13 protein-coding genes are annotated in these 19,317 nt (G+C 70.9%); 7 read left to right on the top strand and 6 right to left on the bottom strand.

Features of this window, described 5'->3' with window-relative positions:
- Positions 1-21 precede the first annotated feature (21 nt).
- The gene (gene thiC / locus ACV530_RS31760; RefSeq protein WP_494336134.1) at positions 22-1,851 is read left to right on the top strand and encodes a phosphomethylpyrimidine synthase ThiC; all 1,830 of its coding nucleotides are present in this window, start codon (positions 22-24) and stop codon (positions 1,849-1,851) included.
- A gap of 140 nt (positions 1,852-1,991) precedes the next feature.
- On the opposite strand, the gene ACV530_RS31755 is transcribed toward thiC, so the two are convergent.
- The 4 genes from ACV530_RS31755 to ACV530_RS31740 form a co-directional block, all read right to left on the bottom strand.
- Positions 1,992-2,963, bottom strand: a complete 972-nt coding sequence (locus ACV530_RS31755; RefSeq protein WP_494336133.1) for a BRO-N domain-containing protein — start codon at positions 2,961-2,963, stop codon at positions 1,992-1,994.
- A 90-nt stretch (positions 2,964-3,053) separates the two neighbouring features.
- Positions 3,054-3,881 carry a hypothetical protein gene (locus tag ACV530_RS31750; RefSeq protein ID WP_494336132.1) on the bottom strand — a complete coding sequence of 276 codons (828 nt, stop codon included), beginning with the start codon at positions 3,879-3,881 and terminating at the stop codon, positions 3,054-3,056.
- Positions 3,882-4,062: 181 nt separating this feature from the next.
- On the bottom strand, positions 4,063-5,181 hold the full coding sequence (locus tag ACV530_RS31745; protein WP_494336131.1) for a metallophosphoesterase family protein: 1,119 nt from the start codon (positions 5,179-5,181) through the stop codon (positions 4,063-4,065).
- Positions 5,182-5,465: 284 nt separating this feature from the next.
- Positions 5,466-6,578 carry a LacI family DNA-binding transcriptional regulator gene (locus tag ACV530_RS31740; protein WP_494336130.1) on the bottom strand — a complete coding sequence of 371 codons (1,113 nt, stop codon included), beginning with the start codon at positions 6,576-6,578 and terminating at the stop codon, positions 5,466-5,468.
- A gap of 327 nt (positions 6,579-6,905) precedes the next feature.
- Between ACV530_RS31740 and hisC the strand changes: the two genes are divergently transcribed.
- The 6 genes from hisC to ACV530_RS31710 all read left to right on the top strand — a co-directional run bounded on the left by hisC (position 6,906) and on the right by ACV530_RS31710 (position 17,338).
- Positions 6,906-7,985, top strand: a complete 1,080-nt coding sequence (gene hisC, locus ACV530_RS31735; protein ID WP_494336129.1) for a histidinol-phosphate transaminase — start codon at positions 6,906-6,908, stop codon at positions 7,983-7,985.
- Positions 7,986-8,258: 273 nt separating this feature from the next.
- Positions 8,259-9,830, top strand: a complete 1,572-nt coding sequence (locus ACV530_RS31730) for a cytochrome ubiquinol oxidase subunit I (protein ID WP_494336128.1) — start codon at positions 8,259-8,261, stop codon at positions 9,828-9,830.
- Between the two features lie 31 nt (positions 9,831-9,861).
- Complete coding sequence (cydB, locus tag ACV530_RS31725; protein WP_494336127.1) at positions 9,862-10,863, top strand: cytochrome d ubiquinol oxidase subunit II; 1,002 nt, start codon at positions 9,862-9,864, stop codon at positions 10,861-10,863.
- A 44-nt stretch (positions 10,864-10,907) separates the two neighbouring features.
- Entirely contained in the window at positions 10,908-14,438 is a 3,531-nt protein-coding gene (gene cydD / locus ACV530_RS31720) for a thiol reductant ABC exporter subunit CydD (protein ID WP_494336126.1), read from the top strand.
- Between the two features lie 9 nt (positions 14,439-14,447).
- Complete coding sequence (locus ACV530_RS31715) at positions 14,448-16,190, top strand: GAF domain-containing sensor histidine kinase (RefSeq protein ID WP_494336125.1); 1,743 nt, start codon at positions 14,448-14,450, stop codon at positions 16,188-16,190.
- A gap of 77 nt (positions 16,191-16,267) precedes the next feature.
- Positions 16,268-17,338, top strand: coding sequence for a M23 family metallopeptidase (locus tag ACV530_RS31710; RefSeq protein WP_494336124.1), 1,071 nt, complete (start codon positions 16,268-16,270; stop codon positions 17,336-17,338).
- Here the strand turns inward: ACV530_RS31710 and ACV530_RS31705 are convergent, their stop codons facing one another.
- A complete protein-coding gene (locus ACV530_RS31705; RefSeq protein WP_494336123.1) occupies positions 17,339-18,208 on the bottom strand; it encodes an HAD family hydrolase in 870 nt (289 codons plus the stop codon). It lies immediately after the preceding gene.
- 54 nt (positions 18,209-18,262) lie between these two features.
- Entirely contained in the window at positions 18,263-19,165 is a 903-nt protein-coding gene (locus ACV530_RS31700; protein ID WP_494336122.1) for an LLM class flavin-dependent oxidoreductase, read from the bottom strand.
- Positions 19,166-19,317: the final 152 nt, after the last annotated feature.

Raw genomic sequence — 19,317 nt, 5'->3', positions numbered from 1 at the left:
GGCGTAGGGAGTTACGGTCTCATGGCCACGCAGGACGCACGCACGTCTGCACACACGTCCACCAACCCGTCGACAACTGAACAAAACGGGCAGACCGGCTGGCACAAGGACTACATCTCGGGCGCCCCCGGCATGCGCCCGGACCTTCGCGTCCCCGTGCGCCGGGTTCACCTCACCAACGGGCGGGACGTCCGGCTGTACGACACCTCGGGCCCCTACACCGACCCGGCCGTCACCACGGACGTCCGCCGCGGCCTGGTGCCGCTGCGGGAGAACTGGATCGTCGGGCGCGGCGACACCGAGGAGTACGCCGGCCGCCCCGTGCGCCCCGAGGACGACGGCATCAAGCACACCTCGCCCCGCGGCGGCCTCAGGAACCTCGACGCCGTCTTCCCCGGCCGCCCCCGCCTGCCCCGCCGGGGCCGCGACGGCGCCGCCGTGACGCAGCTCGCGTATGCGCGGCGCGGCGAGATCACCGCGGAGATGGAGTACGTCGCGCTCCGCGAGAACGTCTCCCCGGAGACCGTCCGCGAAGAGATCGCCGCCGGCCGTGCCGTACTCCCGGCCAACGTCAACCACCCCGAGATCGAGCCGATGATCATCGGCAAGCGGTTCCTGGTCAAGGTCAACGCCAACATCGGCAATTCCGCGGTCACTTCCTCCATCGAGGAGGAGGTGGAGAAGATGACCTGGGCCACCCGCTGGGGTGCCGACACGGTCATGGACCTCTCCACCGGCCGCAACATCCACACCACGCGGGAGTGGGTGCTGCGCAACTCGCCCGTCCCGATCGGCACCGTCCCGCTCTACCAGGCACTCGAGAAGGTCGACGGCAAGGCCGAGGACCTCACCTGGGAGATCTACAAGGACACGGTCGTCGAACAGGCCGAGCAGGGCGTCGACTACATGACCGTCCACGCGGGCGTCCTGCTGCGCTACGTCCCGCTCACCGCCCGCCGCAAGACCGGCATCGTCTCCCGGGGCGGTTCCATCATGGCGGCGTGGTGCCTGGCGCACCACAAGGAGTCGTTCCTCTACGAGAACTTCGAGGAGCTCTGCGAGATCCTCGCGTCGTACGACGTCACGTTCTCGCTCGGCGACGGCCTGCGCCCGGGATCGATCGCCGACGCCAACGACGCGGCGCAGTTCGCCGAGTTGAGGACCCTGGGCGAGCTGAACCGCATCGCCAAGCGGCACAACGTGCAGACCATGATCGAGGGCCCGGGCCATGTCCCGATGCACAAGATCAAGGAGAACGTCGACCTCCAGCAGGAGATCTGCGAAGAGGCTCCCTTCTACACGCTCGGCCCGCTGACCACCGACGTCGCCCCGGCGTACGACCACATCACCTCCGGGATCGGCGCCGCGATGATCGCCTGGTGGGGCACGGCCATGCTCTGCTACGTCACGCCCAAGGAGCACCTGGGCCTGCCGGACCGCGACGACGTCAAGACGGGCGTCATCACCTACAAGATCGCCGCCCACGCGGCCGACCTCGCCAAGGGCCACCCGGACGCCCAGGAGTGGGACGACGCCCTCTCGGACGCCCGCTTCGAATTCCGCTGGGAGGACCAGTTCAACCTGGCCCTCGACCCGGACACCGCCCGCGCCTTCCACGACGAGACGCTTCCGGCGGAGCCGGCGAAGACGGCGCACTTCTGCTCGATGTGCGGGCCGAAGTTCTGCTCGATGCGCATCTCGCAGGACATCCGCCGTCAGCACGGCGGTGAGCTGTCGGAGCAGCCGGAGCTGTCGGAACTGTCGGACGAGGACGTCGAGGCGGGGATGGCGGAGAAGTCGCGGGAGTTCGCGGAGGCGGGGAGCCGGGTGTATTTGCCGGTGGTGGAGTGAGCGAACTTGCGGTCTATCCACAGGGGGTGACCTGCAGGTTTGCGCAAGGTCTAACTGGAGGTTAGACCTTGCTCGCACCTGTACAGTCAGGGCGGGCCCGAAGTCGCAAGCTGCGTTTGCGACTTCGGGCCCACTGCCGACTACTTGAGCACGTAGACCGGTGTGCCGTCGTCCAGCATGCCTGTCTGACGAATGCAACCTTGCTTCAGCAGCATCCTCAGCGCGTCATGGACACGGCGTGACGTCAGTCCGGTCCTTGCGGCGATGATCTCCAACCCATGGCGGCATTCGCCGTGTTCGAGAATGGTGGGCACGATGTAGGCCGCGATGGCCCAGGCGTCGTTGGTGACCGCCAGGTTGCGGCCGAGCCAGCCTCTGAGAACCGACTCCGCTGTGAGCCACGGGCCTGATGGGGGTGGCGGTACCGCCTGTTCGGCGGACGGCAGACGATGGGCAATGCCCTCTACCTGATCCGTAAGCCGGTTGAGGGCGGCGCCGATGTTCCGGATCGCTTCGATCATCTCCACCCGGTGCTGCGCGGCTTCTCGCTGGGCGAGGGCGAACTCCTCGTCCAACCGCAGGTTGCGTTCCTCTAGGCGCACGATCGCGTCCGCCACCTCATGCGGCATGGCGTACGCAGGCCGGCCCGTGTTCGGTTGCTGGACCTCTGCCTTCTCGAGGGAGTATGAGCCCTCGCGCTGGACGGTGATGATCACCTCTGTGACCCACCGCTTGAATGGCTCCGCTTCCGGCTTGGTGCAGCCGTTGACCAACCGGATCAAGCCTTGCAGGTTTACCATCCGCATGTGCTTCTGGATTCTGTGACCTGCATGTTTGCGCAAGGTGTCGCCTCTGGCGACACCTTGCGCAAGCTCAGCGAAGCCCATGACATGCTCGTCTGGGACGTGCTGGGCGAGCGCGTCACGCGTGTTCGCGTACCCGAGACGCGTCGCCACATCCGCCGCCGGAAACCAATGGCTCCCATCCGGCATCGTCAGCCTCCGCACCCGCGCCCCCGTTGCCGCGAACACGAAGTCGTTGACGTCGATCGCGTCCTGCCCGGTGCCCACCGTCTGGTCCGGTGGCAGATTTTGTGTGCTCATGTTGAGCATCACCTCCTCACCGCACCGTAGGCACACCGAATCCACAAGTGCCGCACGATAAAAGGAAGTTCGCTCAATAGGGGAGATCCGGTTGACGGATCAGTCCGGTCGCTCCTTCGGCCCGCCGTAGTCGGGGCTGGAGAAGCCCGGTGGGGTGTAGCCCAGGTGCGGGGTGCGGCCGTGGGGGCGTGGGCCCGGGACGGGTGAAGTGCCCGGGCGGGCCTGGGTGTTGCGGAGGGCCTCGCGGAGGAACGGCAGGACACCGCGCTCCAGCAGCGCCTGCCGCCAGACTTCCCGGGCGTGTGCGACTTCGTCGGCCTGCCGGTCACCGCGTGCGGGCTCCTGGTCGCGTCCGTTGCGCAGGGCGGTGAGCAACAGGGCGGCCATGCCGACGACCGCGGCCGCGGCGGTGATCCCGGCGAACCACCAGCCCGCGGTGATCATGGAGTTGCCGACGGAGGTGCTGGAGGCGACCAGACGCAGGACATAGCCGATGAGAAGGAAGATGAGCGCGGCGATTCCGGCCAGGACCGGGGCGAGCACGGCGAGCACCGCTCCGGCGCCCGCGCCCTCCTCCCCGTCGGCGGATGCCGCCATGGCCGCGGTGCCCGGGGCGGGGTCGCCGTCGTCACCCCGCGTGACCCCGCCGGCGCCGACGGGCTGGGGCTGGACGGCGGCCGTACGGGCACGCAGCGCGTCGCGTGCGTCGACGTAGGCGTGGTATTCGGCCGTCGCGCACGCCGAGATGGCGGTTATGGCCTGGAGGGCCATGGTGCGCAGTTGTTCGGTGTTGAGGCGCTGTCCCGGGGCGGTGGACAGGGCGTTGATTTCCGGGTCTCGGTCCGCTGAACGCAACGCCTGGTCCAGAACCCGCTCGAATTCCGGGCGGTCCTCGGCCAGTAGGTGCGGAGCGCTGTTCATGTGCATCCCCCGATGCTCCGTAGGGCCTTGTAGCCGGCTTGTACCGGGCAGTGGGCGGAAACGGAGGAGAGCCTGCTACGGATAAGCCGATGGTAGAGCCGCACCGACGCGAGGTGACAGTGCGTTTCCCGAATTACCCCGTGGCGGTGGAACTCCGTACTTGCCCGTGGTGCTGCCGGCTGAACCCTCAGGCAGCGATCGGAAGTTGCACGACCAGCAGTTTTCCGGCCATCGTGACCCCTCCGTCCATCGCGAGGGCGAGGCCGTCCGCGTACAGGTGCGGACCGTTGACGACGGGGGCGCTCTCCTCGCCGTCGGCGTCCTCGCCGGGCACCTCGCCGAGGAGGTAGGGGATGGGGCTGTGGCCGTGCACCACGCGGCTGCCGCCGTACGTCTCCAGCAGTTCGCGCGCGGCGGTGGAGCCGTCGTCGCGGAACGCGAAACGCTTGGTGAACTTGCGGAACAGATCCCAGCATTCGTCGGGGTCGTTGCGCTGCAGCGCTTCCGTGACCGCGTCGTTGACGGCTTCGATGGAGTCGCCGTACTCGAGGTAGGCGGTGGTGTCGGAGTGGACGAGCAGGTGTCCGTCCTCCTCGGCCATCGCGTCGAGCCGGGACATCCACTGCAGGTGGTGGTCCTCCAGCCGCTCCATGTCCGTGCGCTGTCCGCCGTTGAGCAGCCACGCGGCCTGGAAGGAGGCCGTCCCGGCCCCGGAGTTGACGGGGGTGTCGCCGAACCGCTTGGCGCCGATGAGCAGCAGCTCGTGGTTGCCCATGAGCGCCTTGCAGTAGCCGCCCGCGGCCGCGGCCTCGGCGGACAGCCGCATGACGAGGTCGATGACCCCGACGCCGTCCGGGCCCCGGTCGGTGAAGTCGCCGAGGAACCACAGGCGGGCGTTGCCCGCGGCCCAGTGGCCCTGTGCGTCGATGAGGCCCTGCTCGGCCAGCGCCGCGTAGAGCTCGTCGAGGTAGCCGTGCACGTCGCCGACGACGTAGAGCGGCCCGGGGCCGGGGGGCAGGGGCTGGGTCTGCGGGACTGGCAGCGGCGTGAGCTCCACGGTCGGCACGTCGTTCGGGGCACTGTGGCCGAGGACGGGCAGGTCGCGGGCGGTCGGGGTGTAGCCGCCGAGGTGCACGGGGCTCTCGGCGGGCAGCCCGGAGCCGGGCGGGTCCATGGGGAAGTCCGGGTGGTGCGAGGCCGGGCCGGGCACGTAGTCAGGCATGAACGACGGCACGGCGTACCCGGAGTAAGGCGTGGCCTCCTCCATGGTCCGTACCGCAGGTTCCTGTCCGGCCCCCTGAGCCATCGACCCCTCCACCGTCGCGCCGCAGTGCACCTTGTGGACCCTGCCTGGTCGCCGGCGGCCCGTGGTGTCGTGCGCCCATCATAGGAATGACCGTCGCGGCTTGTGACGCACCAGGGGCCGTCAATCGGGGAGGGGGACCGGGTTTGCCGGTCATTTCTCCCCAATTGCGTCATTCGCGCCGGTCAACGAGGGGGCAGCCCCTGCCGTCACGGCCGTGGGGCCGATCTGCTCGCTCGCCGTAATGCGGGGCTGCCCGTGTTGACGTTCGCGGTGTACAGGGCCCGTCAGGTGGCGGCCGGGCCGCGCGGGGCGCTGACGGTGGTGCGCGGGGGGCGGCGCTCGGAGGAGGTCCGCACGATCAGTTCGGTGGGTATGACCTGTTCCACAGGCCGCCCGGTGTCCAGACCCTCGATGGCGTCGATCAACAGCTGTACGACGGCGGTGCCGATGCGGCGCGGCTTGAGGGACAGGGTGGTGATCGGGGGCTCGGTGGTGGCGTAGACGGTGGATTCGCTGCAGCAGACGAGCAACAGGTCGTCCGGTACGCGCAGGCCGTAGCGGCGGGCGGCGGCGAGCAGATCGGTGCCGTTGGGGTCGAAGAGGCCGTAGACGGCGTCGGGGCGGTCGGGGCGGGCGAGCAGGCGGTCGGCGGCGACGGCGCCCGCGCAGGGGTCGTGGGCGGGGTACTCCTCGTAGACCGGGTCCTGGCCGATGCGTTCGCACCAGTGAAGGTAGGCGTGGGTGGAGAGCCGGGTGTAGGTGTCGGTCGTGGTGCCGGTGAGCAGGCCGATCCGGCGGGCGCCGGCGGCGGCCAGGTGGTCGAGGATGCCCAGGACGGCGGCCTCGTGGTCGTTGTCCACCCAGGCGGTGACCGGGAGGATGCCGGCCGGGCGGCCGTCGGAGACCACGGGGATGCCCTGGCGCACCAGGTCGGAGACCACGGGGTCGTGGTCGGAGGGGTCGATGACGACGGTGCCGTCGAGGGCGACGTTGGACCACACGTCGTGGCGGGAGGTGGCGGGCAGGATGACCAGGGCGTAGCCGCGGGCGAGCGCGGCGGAGGTGGCGGCCCTGGCCATCTCGGCGAAGTATGCGAACTCGGTGAAGGTGAAAGGTTCATCCCCGTACGTGGTCACCGTCAGGCCGATGAGGCCGGACTTGCCCGTACGGAGCGTGCGGGCGGCGGCCGACGGGCGGTAGCCCAGCCGGTCCGCGACCTCGCGGACGTGGCGGCGGGTCGCGTCCGGCAGGCGGCCCTTGCCGTTGAGCGCGTCGGAGACGGTCGTGATCGACACCCCGGCGGCGGCGGCAACGTCCCGGATGCCCGCCCGGCCCTGCCGGCCGCCCCTGCGGGAGGAGTCCGCTCGGCTCACCTGATGCTTCCCTGCTGCTGTCATGGCGAGCCGATAGTAGGGCTCGGGTGGTCCGTTGGCAGGGCTCCGTAATTCACTGTTGACAGGCACGTTTCTGCACGCCCAAATCCCACCAATGACCTTGGAAGCAGAGGTAGTTGATGGGGGTGACGGTGCTGCGTTGACTCCTGGCATATCTACGTCTGATGAATGGTCCATCTCGTGCGGTGGTTTCAACTCACCTTCACGAGGGACGCGCGCCACGGCGCTCGCCACGGCGCGCGCCGGAGGAAGAAGCGCCGCTCAAAGCTCTGGACGCCGTACGGGGCAATCCTCATAAGGTGTGCAGTATTCGAGTGAGGAGGCCCCGCGGTGACCGAGAAGACCCCCAGGCTGCGGCCTGAGCTGGACAGCGTGCCGACCTACAAGCCGGGCAGGCCGGCTGCGACGGACGGCCCGGTCGCGTACAAGCTGTCGTCCAACGAGAACCCGTATCCGCCGCTGCCCGGGGTTCTGGAGAGCGCGGTCGCCGCGGCCGGTTCCCTCAACCGCTACCCGGACATGGCGTGCGCCGGGCTGATGGCGGAGCTCGCGGACCGCTTCGAGGTGCCGCTCTCCCACCTGGCCACCGGCACCGGCTCGGTAGGCGTCGCCCAGCAGCTGGTGCAGGCGACGGCCGGCCCCGGGGACGAGGTCCTCTACGCCTGGCGTTCCTTCGAGGCGTACCCGATCATCACGCAGGTGTCGGGCGCCACTCCGGTGCAGGTCCCGCTGACCCCGGGCGATGTGCACGACCTGGACGCGATGCTCGCCGCGATCACCGACCGGACCCGGCTGATCTTCGTCTGCAACCCCAACAACCCCACGGGCACGGTGGTGCGCCGCGCCGAGCTGGAGTCCTTCCTGGACCGGGTGCCGTCCGACGTGCTCGTGGTGCTGGACGAGGCGTACATCGAGTTCGTCCGGGACCCGGAGGTCCCGAACGGGATCGACCTCTACCGCGACCGCCCCAACGTCTGTGTGCTGCGCACGTTCTCCAAGGCGTACGGGCTGGCCGGGCTGCGGGTCGGCTTCGCGATCGCGCACGAGCCGGTGGCGGCGGCGCTGCGCAAGACCGCGGTCCCCTTCGGGGTGAGCCAGGTCGCGCAGGAGGCCGCGATCGCCTCGCTGCGCAGCGAGGAGGCGCTGCGCGAGCGGGTCGACGCGCTGGTCGCGGAGCGGACGCGGGTGGTCGAGGGGCTGGCCGGCCAGGGCTGGACGGTGCCGGAGGCGCAGGCCAACTTCGTCTGGCTGCGGTTGGGGGAGCGCACGCTCGACTTCGCCGCCGCGTGCGAGCGGGCGGGCGTGATCGTGCGGCCGTTCCCGGGCGAGGGTGTGCGGGTGACGATCGGCGAGACCGAGGGCAACGACCTGTTCCTGCGGGCGGCCGAGGAGTTCCGCAAGGAGCTCTGAGGTCTGACGCCGCCCTGCATCGCACTGCGCCCTGGGCCGGATCCGTCATGGATCCGGCCCAGGGCGTTTTTGTGTGCCGGGGGACAGGTGTACGGGCGGTCAAGGGGCCGAAGGGGGTACCCCGCTGTCTGTCCGAAAAGACATGTGCGCCATAATGACTTGTGAATGTGAACGCGTTCACAAGCTCGTCTTTATGTCCTGTTTTCAGTGGGGCATATGGGGCGAACCGTCGGCTTTTAGTCGCCGGTGGCGCACGATGCAAGGAGAGACCGAGTGAACCTGGCTATGGCGCCGGAGACACTGTCGCGCTGGCAGTTCGGCATCACCACCGTCTACCACTTCCTCTTCGTCCCCCTCACGATCAGTCTCGCGGCGATCACCGCGGGTCTGCAGACGGCCTGGGTCCGTACGGACAAGGTCAAGTACTTCCATGCGACGAAGTTCTGGGGAAAGCTCTTCCTCATCAACATCGCGATGGGCGTGGTCACCGGCATCGTCCAGGAGTTCCAGTTCGGCATGAACTGGTCGGACTACTCGCGCTTCGTCGGTGACGTCTTCGGCGCCCCGCTCGCGATGGAGGCCCTGCTGGCCTTCTTCTTCGAGTCCACCTTCATCGGCCTGTGGATCTTCGGCTGGGACAAGCTGCCCAAGAAGATCCACTGCGCGTGCATCTGGATCGTCGCGGTCGGCACCCTGCTCTCCTCGTACTTCATCCTCGCCGCGAACTCCTGGATGCAGCACCCGACGGGCTACCGCATCGACAAGGCGACGGGCAAGGCTCAACTCACCGACATCTGGGCGGTGCTGACACAGAACACCACCCTGGTCGTGGTCTTCCACACCATCACCGCCGCCTTCCTCACCGGTGCGGCCTTCATGGTCGGCATCGCCTCGTTCCACCTGTGGCGGGCCAAGCGCAAGCAGATCAAGGGCGAGGAGCTCGGCGAGAAGCAGCGCCACCAGATCGGCGCGATGCGCTCCTCGCTGCGCGTCGGACTGGTCGTCGCGGTGATCGCCGGGCTCGGCACCGCGATCAGCGGCGACAGCCTCGGCAAGGTGATGTTCGAGCAGCAACCGATGAAGATGGCCGCCGCCGAGGCACTGTGGGAGACCCAGGCACCGGCGCCGTTCTCGGTGTTCGCGGTCGGCGACGTCACCAAGGGGCACAACAGCGTCGAGATCGAGATCCCCGGCATACTCTCCTTCCTCGCGCACAGCAACTTCTCCGAGGCCGTCCCCGGCATCAACGACATCGCCGCGAAGGAGGCCGCGCAGTACGGCGGCAAGGCGGATGACTACATCCCCAGCATCTTCATGACCTTCTGGGGCTTCCGCCTCATGATCGGCTTCGGGATGACCTCCTTCGTCGCCGGGCTCATCGGCCTGTGGACCACACGCAAGAAGTTGTGGCTCGCGCCGGAGTTCCGCACCGGCGAGAACGAGGTGCCGCGGCTGATGCTGACGCGGACGCGCGAGATGAACCCCCTCCTCACCAAGTGGTCCTGGCGCATCGGCATCCTCACCATGGGCTTCCCGCTGATCGCCAACTCCTTCGGCTGGATCTTCACGGAGATGGGACGCCAGCCCTGGGCCGTCTACGGACTGCTGAAGACGGACAGGGCCGTCTCGCCCGGGGTGAGCCAGGGCGAAGTCCTCACCTCCATGATCGTGTTCACGCTGCTCTACGCCGTGCTCGCGGTCGTCGAGGTCAAGCTGCTGGTCAAGTACGGCAAGGCCGGGCCGGACACGGACGAGCAGCCGCCGGCGAAGGACCCCCGGCTGCGGCTCCCCTCGGGAGAGCCGGCGGCCGAGGAGGCCGACAAGCCGATGACCTTCGCGTACTGAACGTACTGACGCGGCGGAACGGAGAGATTCCATGCACCTCCACGACTTCTGGTACCTGCTGATCGCTGTCCTGTGGATCGGCTACTTCTTCCTCGAGGGCTTCGACTTCGGCATCGGCGTGCTGACCAAGCTGCTCGCCAAGGACCGCACCGAACGCCGGGTGCTGATCAACACGATCGGCCCCGTCTGGGACGCCAACGAGGTCTGGCTGATCACGGCGGGCGGTGCCACCTTCGCCGCCTTCCCCGACTGGTACGCCACGCTCTTCAGCGGCTTCTACCTCCCGCTGCTCGCCATCCTGGTCTGCCTCATCGTGCGCGGCGTCGCCTTCGAGTACCGCCACAAGCGCAGCGAGGAGCGCTGGCAGCACAACTGGGAACACGCCATCTTCTGGTGCTCGTTGCTGCCCGCCTTCCTGTGGGGCGTCGCCTTCGCCAACCTCGTGCGCGGTGTGCCGATCGGGCCGGACAAGAACTTCACCGGCAGCGTGCTCGACCTGCTGAACCCGTACGCCTTGCTGGGCGGCCTCCTCACGCTCGTGCTCTTCACCTTCCACGGCGCTGTCTTCGCCGCGCTCAAGACCGTCGGCGACATCCGGCACCGGGCCCGGGCGTACGCGACCCGGCTCGGCCTCGTCAGCGCGGTGCTCGCGGTGGCCTTCCTGGGCTGGACGCAGGCGGACTCCGGCAACGGACGCAGCCTGCCCGCACTGATCGTCGCGGTGGCCGCGCTCGCCGCCGCGCTGGTGATGAACCGGCTCGGCCGGGAAGGCTGGGCCTTCGCCCTGTCCGGAGTGACGATCGTGGCCGCCTTCGCGATGCTCTTCCTCGCCACCTTCCCGGACGTCATGCCCTCCTCCACCGACCCTCGGTGGAGCCTGACCGTCACCAACGCCGCGTCCAGCCCCTACACGTTGGGGATCATGACGTGGGTCGCGGGCTTCATGACCCCCGTGATCATCGGCTACCAGGCGTGGACCTACTGGGTGTTCCGCAAGCGGATCGGCACCCAGCACATCCCCGCCGCGCACTGAGGAACAAGCGAGGAACAAACAAGGAACGAGCGAGGAGCGAGCCGATGAAGCCCGTCGACCCCCGGCTGTTGCGGTACGCCTCCGCGACCCGCTTCTTCCTGGCCGCCTCCGTGGTGCTCGGGCTGGCGGGGGCCGGTCTCGTCGTCGCCCAGGCGATGCTCATCGCAGAGACGGTCACCGGGGCGTTCCAGCACGGGCGCACCGCGGCGCAACTGGCGGTGCCGCTCGCCCTGTTGGCCGCCGTCTCGGCGGGCCGGGCCCTCGTGGCCTGGCTCACCGAGCTGGCCGCGCACCGTGCGAGTGCGTCCGTCAAGTCGCAACTGCGCACCCGGCTGCTCGAGCACGCCACGCGGCTCGGGCCCGGAGCCGCACCGGGCACCGGCGAGCTCACGACCCTCGCCACGCGCGGAGTGGACGCGCTGGACGACTACTTCGCCCGCTATCTGCCCCAGCTCGGTCTCGCGGCCGTCGTGCCCGTCGCCGTGCTGGCCCGTATCGTCTCCGCCGACTGGCTCTCGGCGCTCGTCATCGTCCTCACGCTGCCCCTCATCCCCCTCTTCATGGCCCTCATCGGGTGGGCCACCCAGGCCCGGATGGACCGGCAGTGGCGCCTGCTGTCCCGGCTCTCCGGGCACTTCCTCGACGTCGTCGCCGGACTTCCCACGCTCAAGGTCTTCGGCCGGGCCAAGGCCCAGGCCGAGTCGATCCGCGCCATCACCTCCGACTACCGGCGCGCGACCCTGCGCACGCTGCGCATCGCCTTCCTCTCCTCCTTCGCGCTGGAACTGCTGTCCACCATCTCGGTGGCCCTGGTCGCCGTCGGCATCGGCATGCGGCTCGTGCACGGCGAACTCGATCTGTACACCGGGCTGTTGGTGCTCGTCCTGGCGCCCGAGGCCTATCTGCCGCTGCGGCAGGTGGGCGCCCAGTACCACGCCGCGGCGGAGGGACTCGCGGCCGCCGACCAGGTCTTCGCCGTGCTGGAGACCGAGCCCGCGCCGCGGGGCGGCCTGCCCGCGCCGGACGCGCGCCGGGCCGCGCTGACCGTCGACCGTCTCGTGGTGCGGCGCCCCGGGCGTGACCAACCCGCCCTGGCCGAGACCTCGTTCGAGGTGCGGCCCGGGGAGACGGTCGCCCTGACGGGCGTGAGCGGCAGCGGCAAGTCCACGCTGCTGGACGTCCTCCTCGGCTTTGTGCGGCCCGCGAGCGGGCGGGTGCTGGTGGGCGGTGCGGAGCTGTCATCGTTCTCCCCCGAAAGCTGGCGGGACCAGGTGGCCTGGGTCCCGCAACGGCCCCATCTCTTCGCCGGGACAATCGCCGAGAACGTGCGACTGGCACGGCCGGACGCCACGGACGCACAGGTGCGGGACGCACTGCGTGCGGCCGGAGCGCTCGAGTTCGTCTCCATGCTGGACCATGGCACTGACACTCGCCTCGGCGAGGACGGTGCCGGCCTCTCCGCCGGGCAGCGCCAACGCCTCGCACTGGCACGGGCGTTCCTCGCCGACCGGCCGGTGCTGCTCCTCGACGAGCCGACCGCGAACCTGGACGGCGAGACGGAGGCGGGGGTCGTCGAGGCGGTGGGGAGGCTGGCCGAGGGGCGGACGGTGCTGATGGTTGTGCATCGGCCTGCGTTGCTGGCGGTGGCCGATCGGGTGGTGCGGGTGGGGGGTGCGGTGGAGGAAGTGAGCCCCCGGCCCGCCCTTTCACCGTTTCTTCCGGGGGCTCCGCCCCCGGACCCCCGGTCCTCAAACGCCGGACAGGCTGAATTGGGCCGGGCCGGGCTGGAAAGCGGGCCCCGGAGCAAGAACCCCCTTGCGCGCGTGCGCGCCGAAGGCGCCCCGTGGCGGGGGCGGTTCGGGCTGGCGCTGGTGCTCGGGAGTCTGGCGCTCGGGAGTGCCGTCGGGCTGATGGCCGTGTCCGGGTGGCTGATCTCGCGGGCCTCGCAACAGCCCCCCGTGCTCTACCTGATGGTCGCCGTCACCGCGACCCGCGCGTTCGGCATCAGCCGGTCCGTCTTCCGCTACGCCGAGCGCCTCGTCTCGCACGACGCCGTGCTGCGCGCCCTGGCCGGGCTGCGGGTCTCCGTCTACCGGCGGCTCGAGCGTCTCGCCCCGGCGGGGCTGCGCGACGCCCGGCGCGGTGATCTGCTCTCGCGGCTCGTCGCCGATGTGGACGCGTTGCAGGACTACTTCCTGCGCTGGTTGCTGCCGCTCGGCTCGGCCGTGCTCGTCGGCGCCGTGTCGGTCGGGTTCACCGCGTGGCTGCTGCCGGAGGCCGGCGCGCTGCTCGCGGCCGGGCTGCTGGTCGCGGGTGTCGCGGTGCCCGCGCTGTCCGGTGCGGTCGCGCGGCGTGCCGAGCGGCAACTGGCGCCCGCGCGCGGGGCGTTGTCGGCCCAGGTGGTCGGCCTGCTCGCCGGGGTCGCCGAGCTGACCGTGGCGGGCGCCCTGCCCGCCCGGCTCGAGCGGCTGCGCCGCGCGGACGGCGCGCTCACCCGCATCGCCCGCCGGGCCTCGGCCGCCACCGCGCTCGGCGCCGGCCTGTCCGCCCTCGCCTGCGGTCTGACCGTGGCCGCGACGGCGTGGGCGGGTGCCGGGGCCGTCCACGACGGGCGGCTCGGCGGGCTGTGGCTGGCCGTCGTCGTCCTCACCCCGCTGGCCGCGTTCGAGGCCGTCGCGGGCCTGCCGCTCGCGGTGCAGCACCGGCAGCGTGTCCGCCGCGCCGCGGAGCGGGTGTACGAGGTACTGGACGCCCCCGAGCCCGTACGCGACGGAACGGACCCCGCGCCGCGGTCGCCCTTCCCGCTGCGGCTGGACGGCCTGACCGTCCGCCACCCCGGGCGCTCCGAGGCCGCCCTGAGCGGATTCGGCATGGAGCTGGCCGAGGGCCGCCGCGTCGCCGTCGTCGGACAGTCCGGTTCGGGCAAGACGACGCTCGCACACGTGCTGCTGCGCTTCCTGGACGCCGAGTCCGGCGCGTACACCCTCGCCGGCCGCGACGCGGCCCGTATGGACGGGGACGCGGTGCGGCGGCTCGTCGGCCTGTGCGCGCAGGACGCGCACATCTTCGACAGCTCGCTGCGCGAGAACCTGCGGCTCGCGCGTCCGGGGGCGGGGGACGACGAGCTGCGCGGGGCGCTGCGGGCCGCACGGTTGCTGGCGTGGGTGGAGAGCCTGCCGCAGGGGCTGGACACCCTGGTGGGCGAGCACGGGGCGCGCCTGTCCGGCGGCCAGCGGCAGCGGCTCGCGCTCGCCCGCGCGCTGCTCGCGGACTTCCCCGTGCTGGTGCTGGACGAGCCCGCCGAGCACCTCGACCTGGCGACCGCGGACGCGCTGACCGCCGATCTGCTGGCGGCCACGCGGGGCCGTACGACCGTACTGATCACCCACCGGCTGGCCGGTCTGGAGGCGGTCGACGAGGTGATCGTGCTGGACCGGGGGCAGGTCGTGCAGCGGGGCGGGTACGCGGAACTGGCGGGGGTGTCCGGACCGTTCCAGCAGATGCTGGAGCGGGAACGGCAGACGGAGTCCGTCGACGCGCATCCGCCGCTTTCCCTGGCAAAAGGTACTTATTAGGCTCTGGGTATGGCAGCCACGGCAGAATCCTCGGGCCCCCAGGACCTCACGGCACCCTCGGGCCACTTGGACCCGTTGGCGATCGCCACCGAGGCCACGCGCAGTCTGCAGGGCATGTCCACGCAGCTGACCTCGCGCGTCCCGCAGCTGCTGGAGGCCATGCGGTCGGTCGGCACCGGCCTCGAGCTGCACACCATGCTCGACCGGATCGTCAAGACCGCCGCCGAGCTCGCCGATGCGCGCTACGCCGCCATCGGCGTCATCGACCCCTCCGGCCGGGGGCTCGCGGACTTCATCACCCACGGCGTCACCGAGGAGCAGCACAGGCGCATCGGCACCCTGCCCGCCGGCCGGGGTCTGCTGGGTGCCCTCATCCGGCGGCCCGAACCGGTCATGCTGGCGGACCTGACGACCGACCCGCGCGCGTGCGGCTTCCCGCCGGGGCACCCGCCGATGCGCAGCTTCCTGGGCGTCCCCATCCGCGTCGAGGGCGAGGTGTTCGGCAACCTCTATCTCACCGGGAAGCGCGGCGGTGGTGAGTTCAATATCGCGGACCTGCACATGGTGAAGATCATCGCCACCGAGGCGGGCATCGCGATCGGCAACGCGCGGGTGCACGAAGAGGGCCGTCAGCGGATGCGCTGGATCGACGGTTCGGTGGCCGTCACCACCGCCCTGTTGTCCGGAAGCGACGCGGAGGACGCACTGTCCGTCATCGCCGAACAGGCGCGCCGCCTCGCGGACTCCGCCGCCGGCATCGTGCTGCTGCCGGAGCAGGACGGCGGGCTCGAGATGGCGGCCGTCTCGGCCGACGACCCCGCTGGGCTGCTGGGGACGGTGATGCCCCATCACAGCCCCGTCGTGTCGCAACTCCTCGCCGGGGAGCCGGTGTTCACGGACGACTCGGCCACGGACCCCCGGATGACGACAGAGGACGCGCCCCGTTTCGGCCCGAGCATGCTGCTGCCGCTCAAGAGCGGCGACCGGGTGCTCGGTGCGCTCGCGACACCGCGGCACCGCGGCGCCCGCAGATTCAGTGCTGCCGAGCGCACCCTCGCCGAGCGGTTCGCCGCACAGGCCGCGCTCGCGCTCGTCCTGGCGGAGGCACAGCGCGACCGGGAACGGCTCGCCGTCTACGAGGACCGCGACCGGATCGCCCGGGACCTGCACGACCTGGTCATCCAGCGGCTGTTCGCCACCGGTCTGCTGCTTGACAGCGCGCAGCGCAGGGCGGTGGTGCCCGAGGTGCGCACGACGGTGGGGCAGGCCGTGGACGAGCTGGACCGGACGATCCAGGAGATCCGTACGGCGATCTTCGCCCTCCAGCAGGAGCCCACCGAGGCGCCCGCCGGGCTGCGTACGCGCGTCCTGCGGGAGATCGGCACGGCCGCAGTGCCGCTCGGTTTCCAGCCCTCGGCGAGCTTCGTCGGCCCGGTCGACGCGAAGGTCGGCGAACGGACGGGCAAGAACCTGATCGCGGCACTGCGCGAGGCCCTCTCCAATGCCTTCCGGCACGCTCAGGCGTCGCGCATCGAGGTCGTCGTCGACGTGACGGCCCGCCTGCCGGACGGACGGGACGCGGTCCGGCTGACGGTCGCCGACGACGGGGTCGGCATCCCGGAGGGCGGGCGGCGCAGCGGGCTGCGGAACCTCGCCAAGCGGGCCGAGTCGCTGGGCGGTTCCAGCTCGTACGGGCCGGGGCTCGGCGAGGACGGACGGGGCACGCGGGTGATGTGGGAGGCGCCGCTGTAGCCGGTTCGGCCGCACGATGTGCCCCGAACGGTCTTCTGCGGGGGCGTGCTGTTGACGGCCGGGACAAGATCGCGTTCATGCGGTGTCGTCGTTTTCGCCGGTACGGCGTGGCGCTGTGCGCGGTGTGCGTGTTGGTGTCGCCCCTGTTCGGGTCCGTTCCCTCGGCCGCGGTCAGGGCCCCGGCGCGGCTGGCGCGCGCCGGCTCCGAGGTGTACCGGCTGGCCCACGAGGCCGGGCGGGCCAGGGAGCGCTACGAGCGGGGGCTCGCGGCGCTGGGGGAGCGCCACGAGCGGGTCCGCGGGCTGGCGCGGCAGCTGCGCGGGCAGCGGTTCGTCTCGTCGGTGCTGCGGGAGGACGCCGGGGCCGCCGCCCGGGCGCAGTACCGCACGGGCGGCTTCACCGCCGTGGGCAGCCGGTTCGCCGAGGACCCCTTCGAGCTGATGGAGCTGCAGGAGCGCGACATCGACCGCCGTGACCGGCTGGCCCGGAGGCTGGGCGAGGCCGACGGCACGAGCAGGTCCCTGGCGGCCGAGGAACGGTCCGCGGCGATCGCCTGGCACGCGCAGGAGGAGGACGTCTCCCGGCTGCGTGAGCTGAAGGGCGTCCTCGACGAGCGGCTGGTGGCCGCGCGCGGGAAGCTGAACGATCTGGCCGAGACGGCCATCGGCAGCGGCCGCTGCGAACCGGTCGACCGCGAGGCCATCGGCGCGGGCGACAACGCGCACCCGGGCGGGGAGACGCGGCAGAGCTGGACGCGCCCGGTGCTGGACTACCAGCTGTCGGCCGGTTTCGGCGGCTCCGGTGCGAACTGGGCCTCCACGCACACCGGTCAGGACTTCGCCGTTCCCGTCGGCACGCCCGTGCGCGCGGTCGGTTCCGGGACGGTGGTCGCGGCGGGCTGCGGGGGAGCGTTCGGCATCAGCATGGTGATCCGGCACGAGGGCGGCTGGTACTCGCAGTACGCGCACCTGTCGGCGCCGTTCGTGGCACCGGGGCAGAGGGTGCGTCCCGGGGAGTGGATCGGGCTGTCCGGGACCACCGGGAACTCCACGGGCCCGCATCTGCACTTCGAGATCCGTACGACCGAGGAGTTCGGCTCCGCGGTCGAGCCGCTCGAGTGGCTGCGGGCCCGTGGCGTCCGGGTGTGACTACGCGCGGTCGCGCAGGATCCGTTCGATGACCTCCGCCACGCCGTCGTCGTTGTTGCCCGACGTCCGGTGGGTGGTGGCGGCCAGGACCTCGGGGTGAGCGTTGGCCATGGCGTACGAGGTGCCGGCCCAGGTGAGCATCTCCAGGTCGTTGGGCATGTCGCCGAACGCCACGACCTCTTCGGGCGCGATGCCGCGCTCGGCGCAGCAGCGGGCCAGCGTGCTGGCCTTGCTGACGCCGAGGGCGCTGATCTCCAGCAGTGCGGTGGGGCTGGACCGGGTGAAACAGCCGTGGTCGCCCGCGACCGCGCGGGCGACGGCGAGGAAGTCGTCCGGCAGCAGGTCGGGGTGGTGGGCGAGCAGCTTGAGGACGGGGGCGTCGCTTCCGTCGCCGAGCGCGTCCTCGGCCGTGGCGACGAAGGCGAGCGGCTCGAGCTGGAAGGGCGGGTACTGCGGCTCGTACTGGACGCCGGTGGTGCGGTCGACGGCGAAGGAGGTGCCGGGCACGGCGGCGCGCAGCGTGTCGACGATGGCCAGGGCGTCGGCGTGCTCCAGCGGTCGTACCTCGACGAACCGGCCGCCGTCGTGCAGGTCGACGACGGCCGCCCCGTTGGCGCAGATCGCCAGCCCATGGCCGTGCACATGTGCGCTGACCACGTCCATCCAGCGCACCGGCCGTCCGGTGACGAAGAAGACCTCGATGCCCGCCTCCTCGGCGGCGGCCAGGGCGGCGACCGTGCGGTCGGAGACCGTCTGGTCGTCGCGCAGCAGGGTTCCGTCGAGATCCGTGGCGATCAGCCGGGGGACCGGGGATCTGCGGCGGGCGGCCGGGGTCTCGGGCTGCTCGGTAGCTGAAGTCACGAGTCCCATTCTCGGTGACGCGGTGGGTACGGGTGTACGGGCGTACGTCAGCACGGGAGGCTCTTACGCGAGCTGCGCGAGGCCCTCGGTGGCGATGCGCTCGAAGACCTTGTCGTCGGCCGCGAAGTCCGAGTCGGGAATGGGGCTGTGGATGACGATCTCGTCGAAGCCCAGCTCCAGGTGCCTGCCCGCGAAGTCGACGAAGGCGTCGAAGGAGGCCAGGGGGCGGTCGGGGGTGAAGCCGGTGAGCAGGATCTTGTCCAGCTCGCGCACGTCCCGGCCGGTGGCCTCGCACGCCGCTTCGAGCTTGGCGACCTGGCCGCGGATCGCCTCGCGCGACTGCTCCGGCGTTCCCGTCTCGAAGATCTTCGGGTCGCCCGTGGTCACCCAGGCCTGCCCGTACCGGGCGGCCAGGCGCAGTCCGCGCGGGCCGGTGGCGGCGATCGCGAACGGGATGCGCGGGCGCTGTACGCAGCCGGGTACGTTGCGGGCTTCCTCGGCGGAGTAGAAGTCGCCCTTGTGCGACACGGCGGGCTCGGTCAGCAGCCGGTCGAGCAGCGGCACGAACTCCCCGAACCGGTCGGCCCGCTCGCGCGGCGACCAGGGCTCCTGGCCGAGCGCGGTGGCGTCGAAGCCGTTCCCGCCGGCGCCGATGCCCAGAGTGATCCGGCCGCCGGAGATGTCGTCGAGCGAGATGAGCTCCTTGGCGAGGGTGACCGGGTGCCGGAAGTTCGGCGAGGTGACCAGGGTGCCCAGCCGGATCCGTCCGGTGATGCCCGCAGCCGCCGTCAGGGTCGGCACGGCGCCGAACCACGGGCCGTCGCGGAAGGTCCGCCAGGACAGGTGGTCGTAGGTGTACGCGGCGTGGAAGCCGAGCTCCTCGGCCCGCCGCCATTCGTCGGCGCCCCCCTCGTGCCAGCGGCGGACGGGGAGGATCACGGTGCTGAGGCGAGGGGAAGTCGTCATGGGCCCGAGCCTACGTCCGGTGGAGCGGGCGTTCGGAAAGGCGTTCGGAAGAGCATTCGGGAGTGCTGTTCGGAGGAGCGTTCCTTACCCCGCTCTTTACCGCGCGCACAGCCGGGGGCGAGGGAGAATCGGGACAGGGGCACCTGCCGTGG

It is taken from the genome of Streptomyces sp. SX-6 (genome assembly GCF_059089585.1).
Note: the sequence above shows the minus strand (reverse complement) of the source record. Positions and strands in the feature narration are given on the sequence as shown.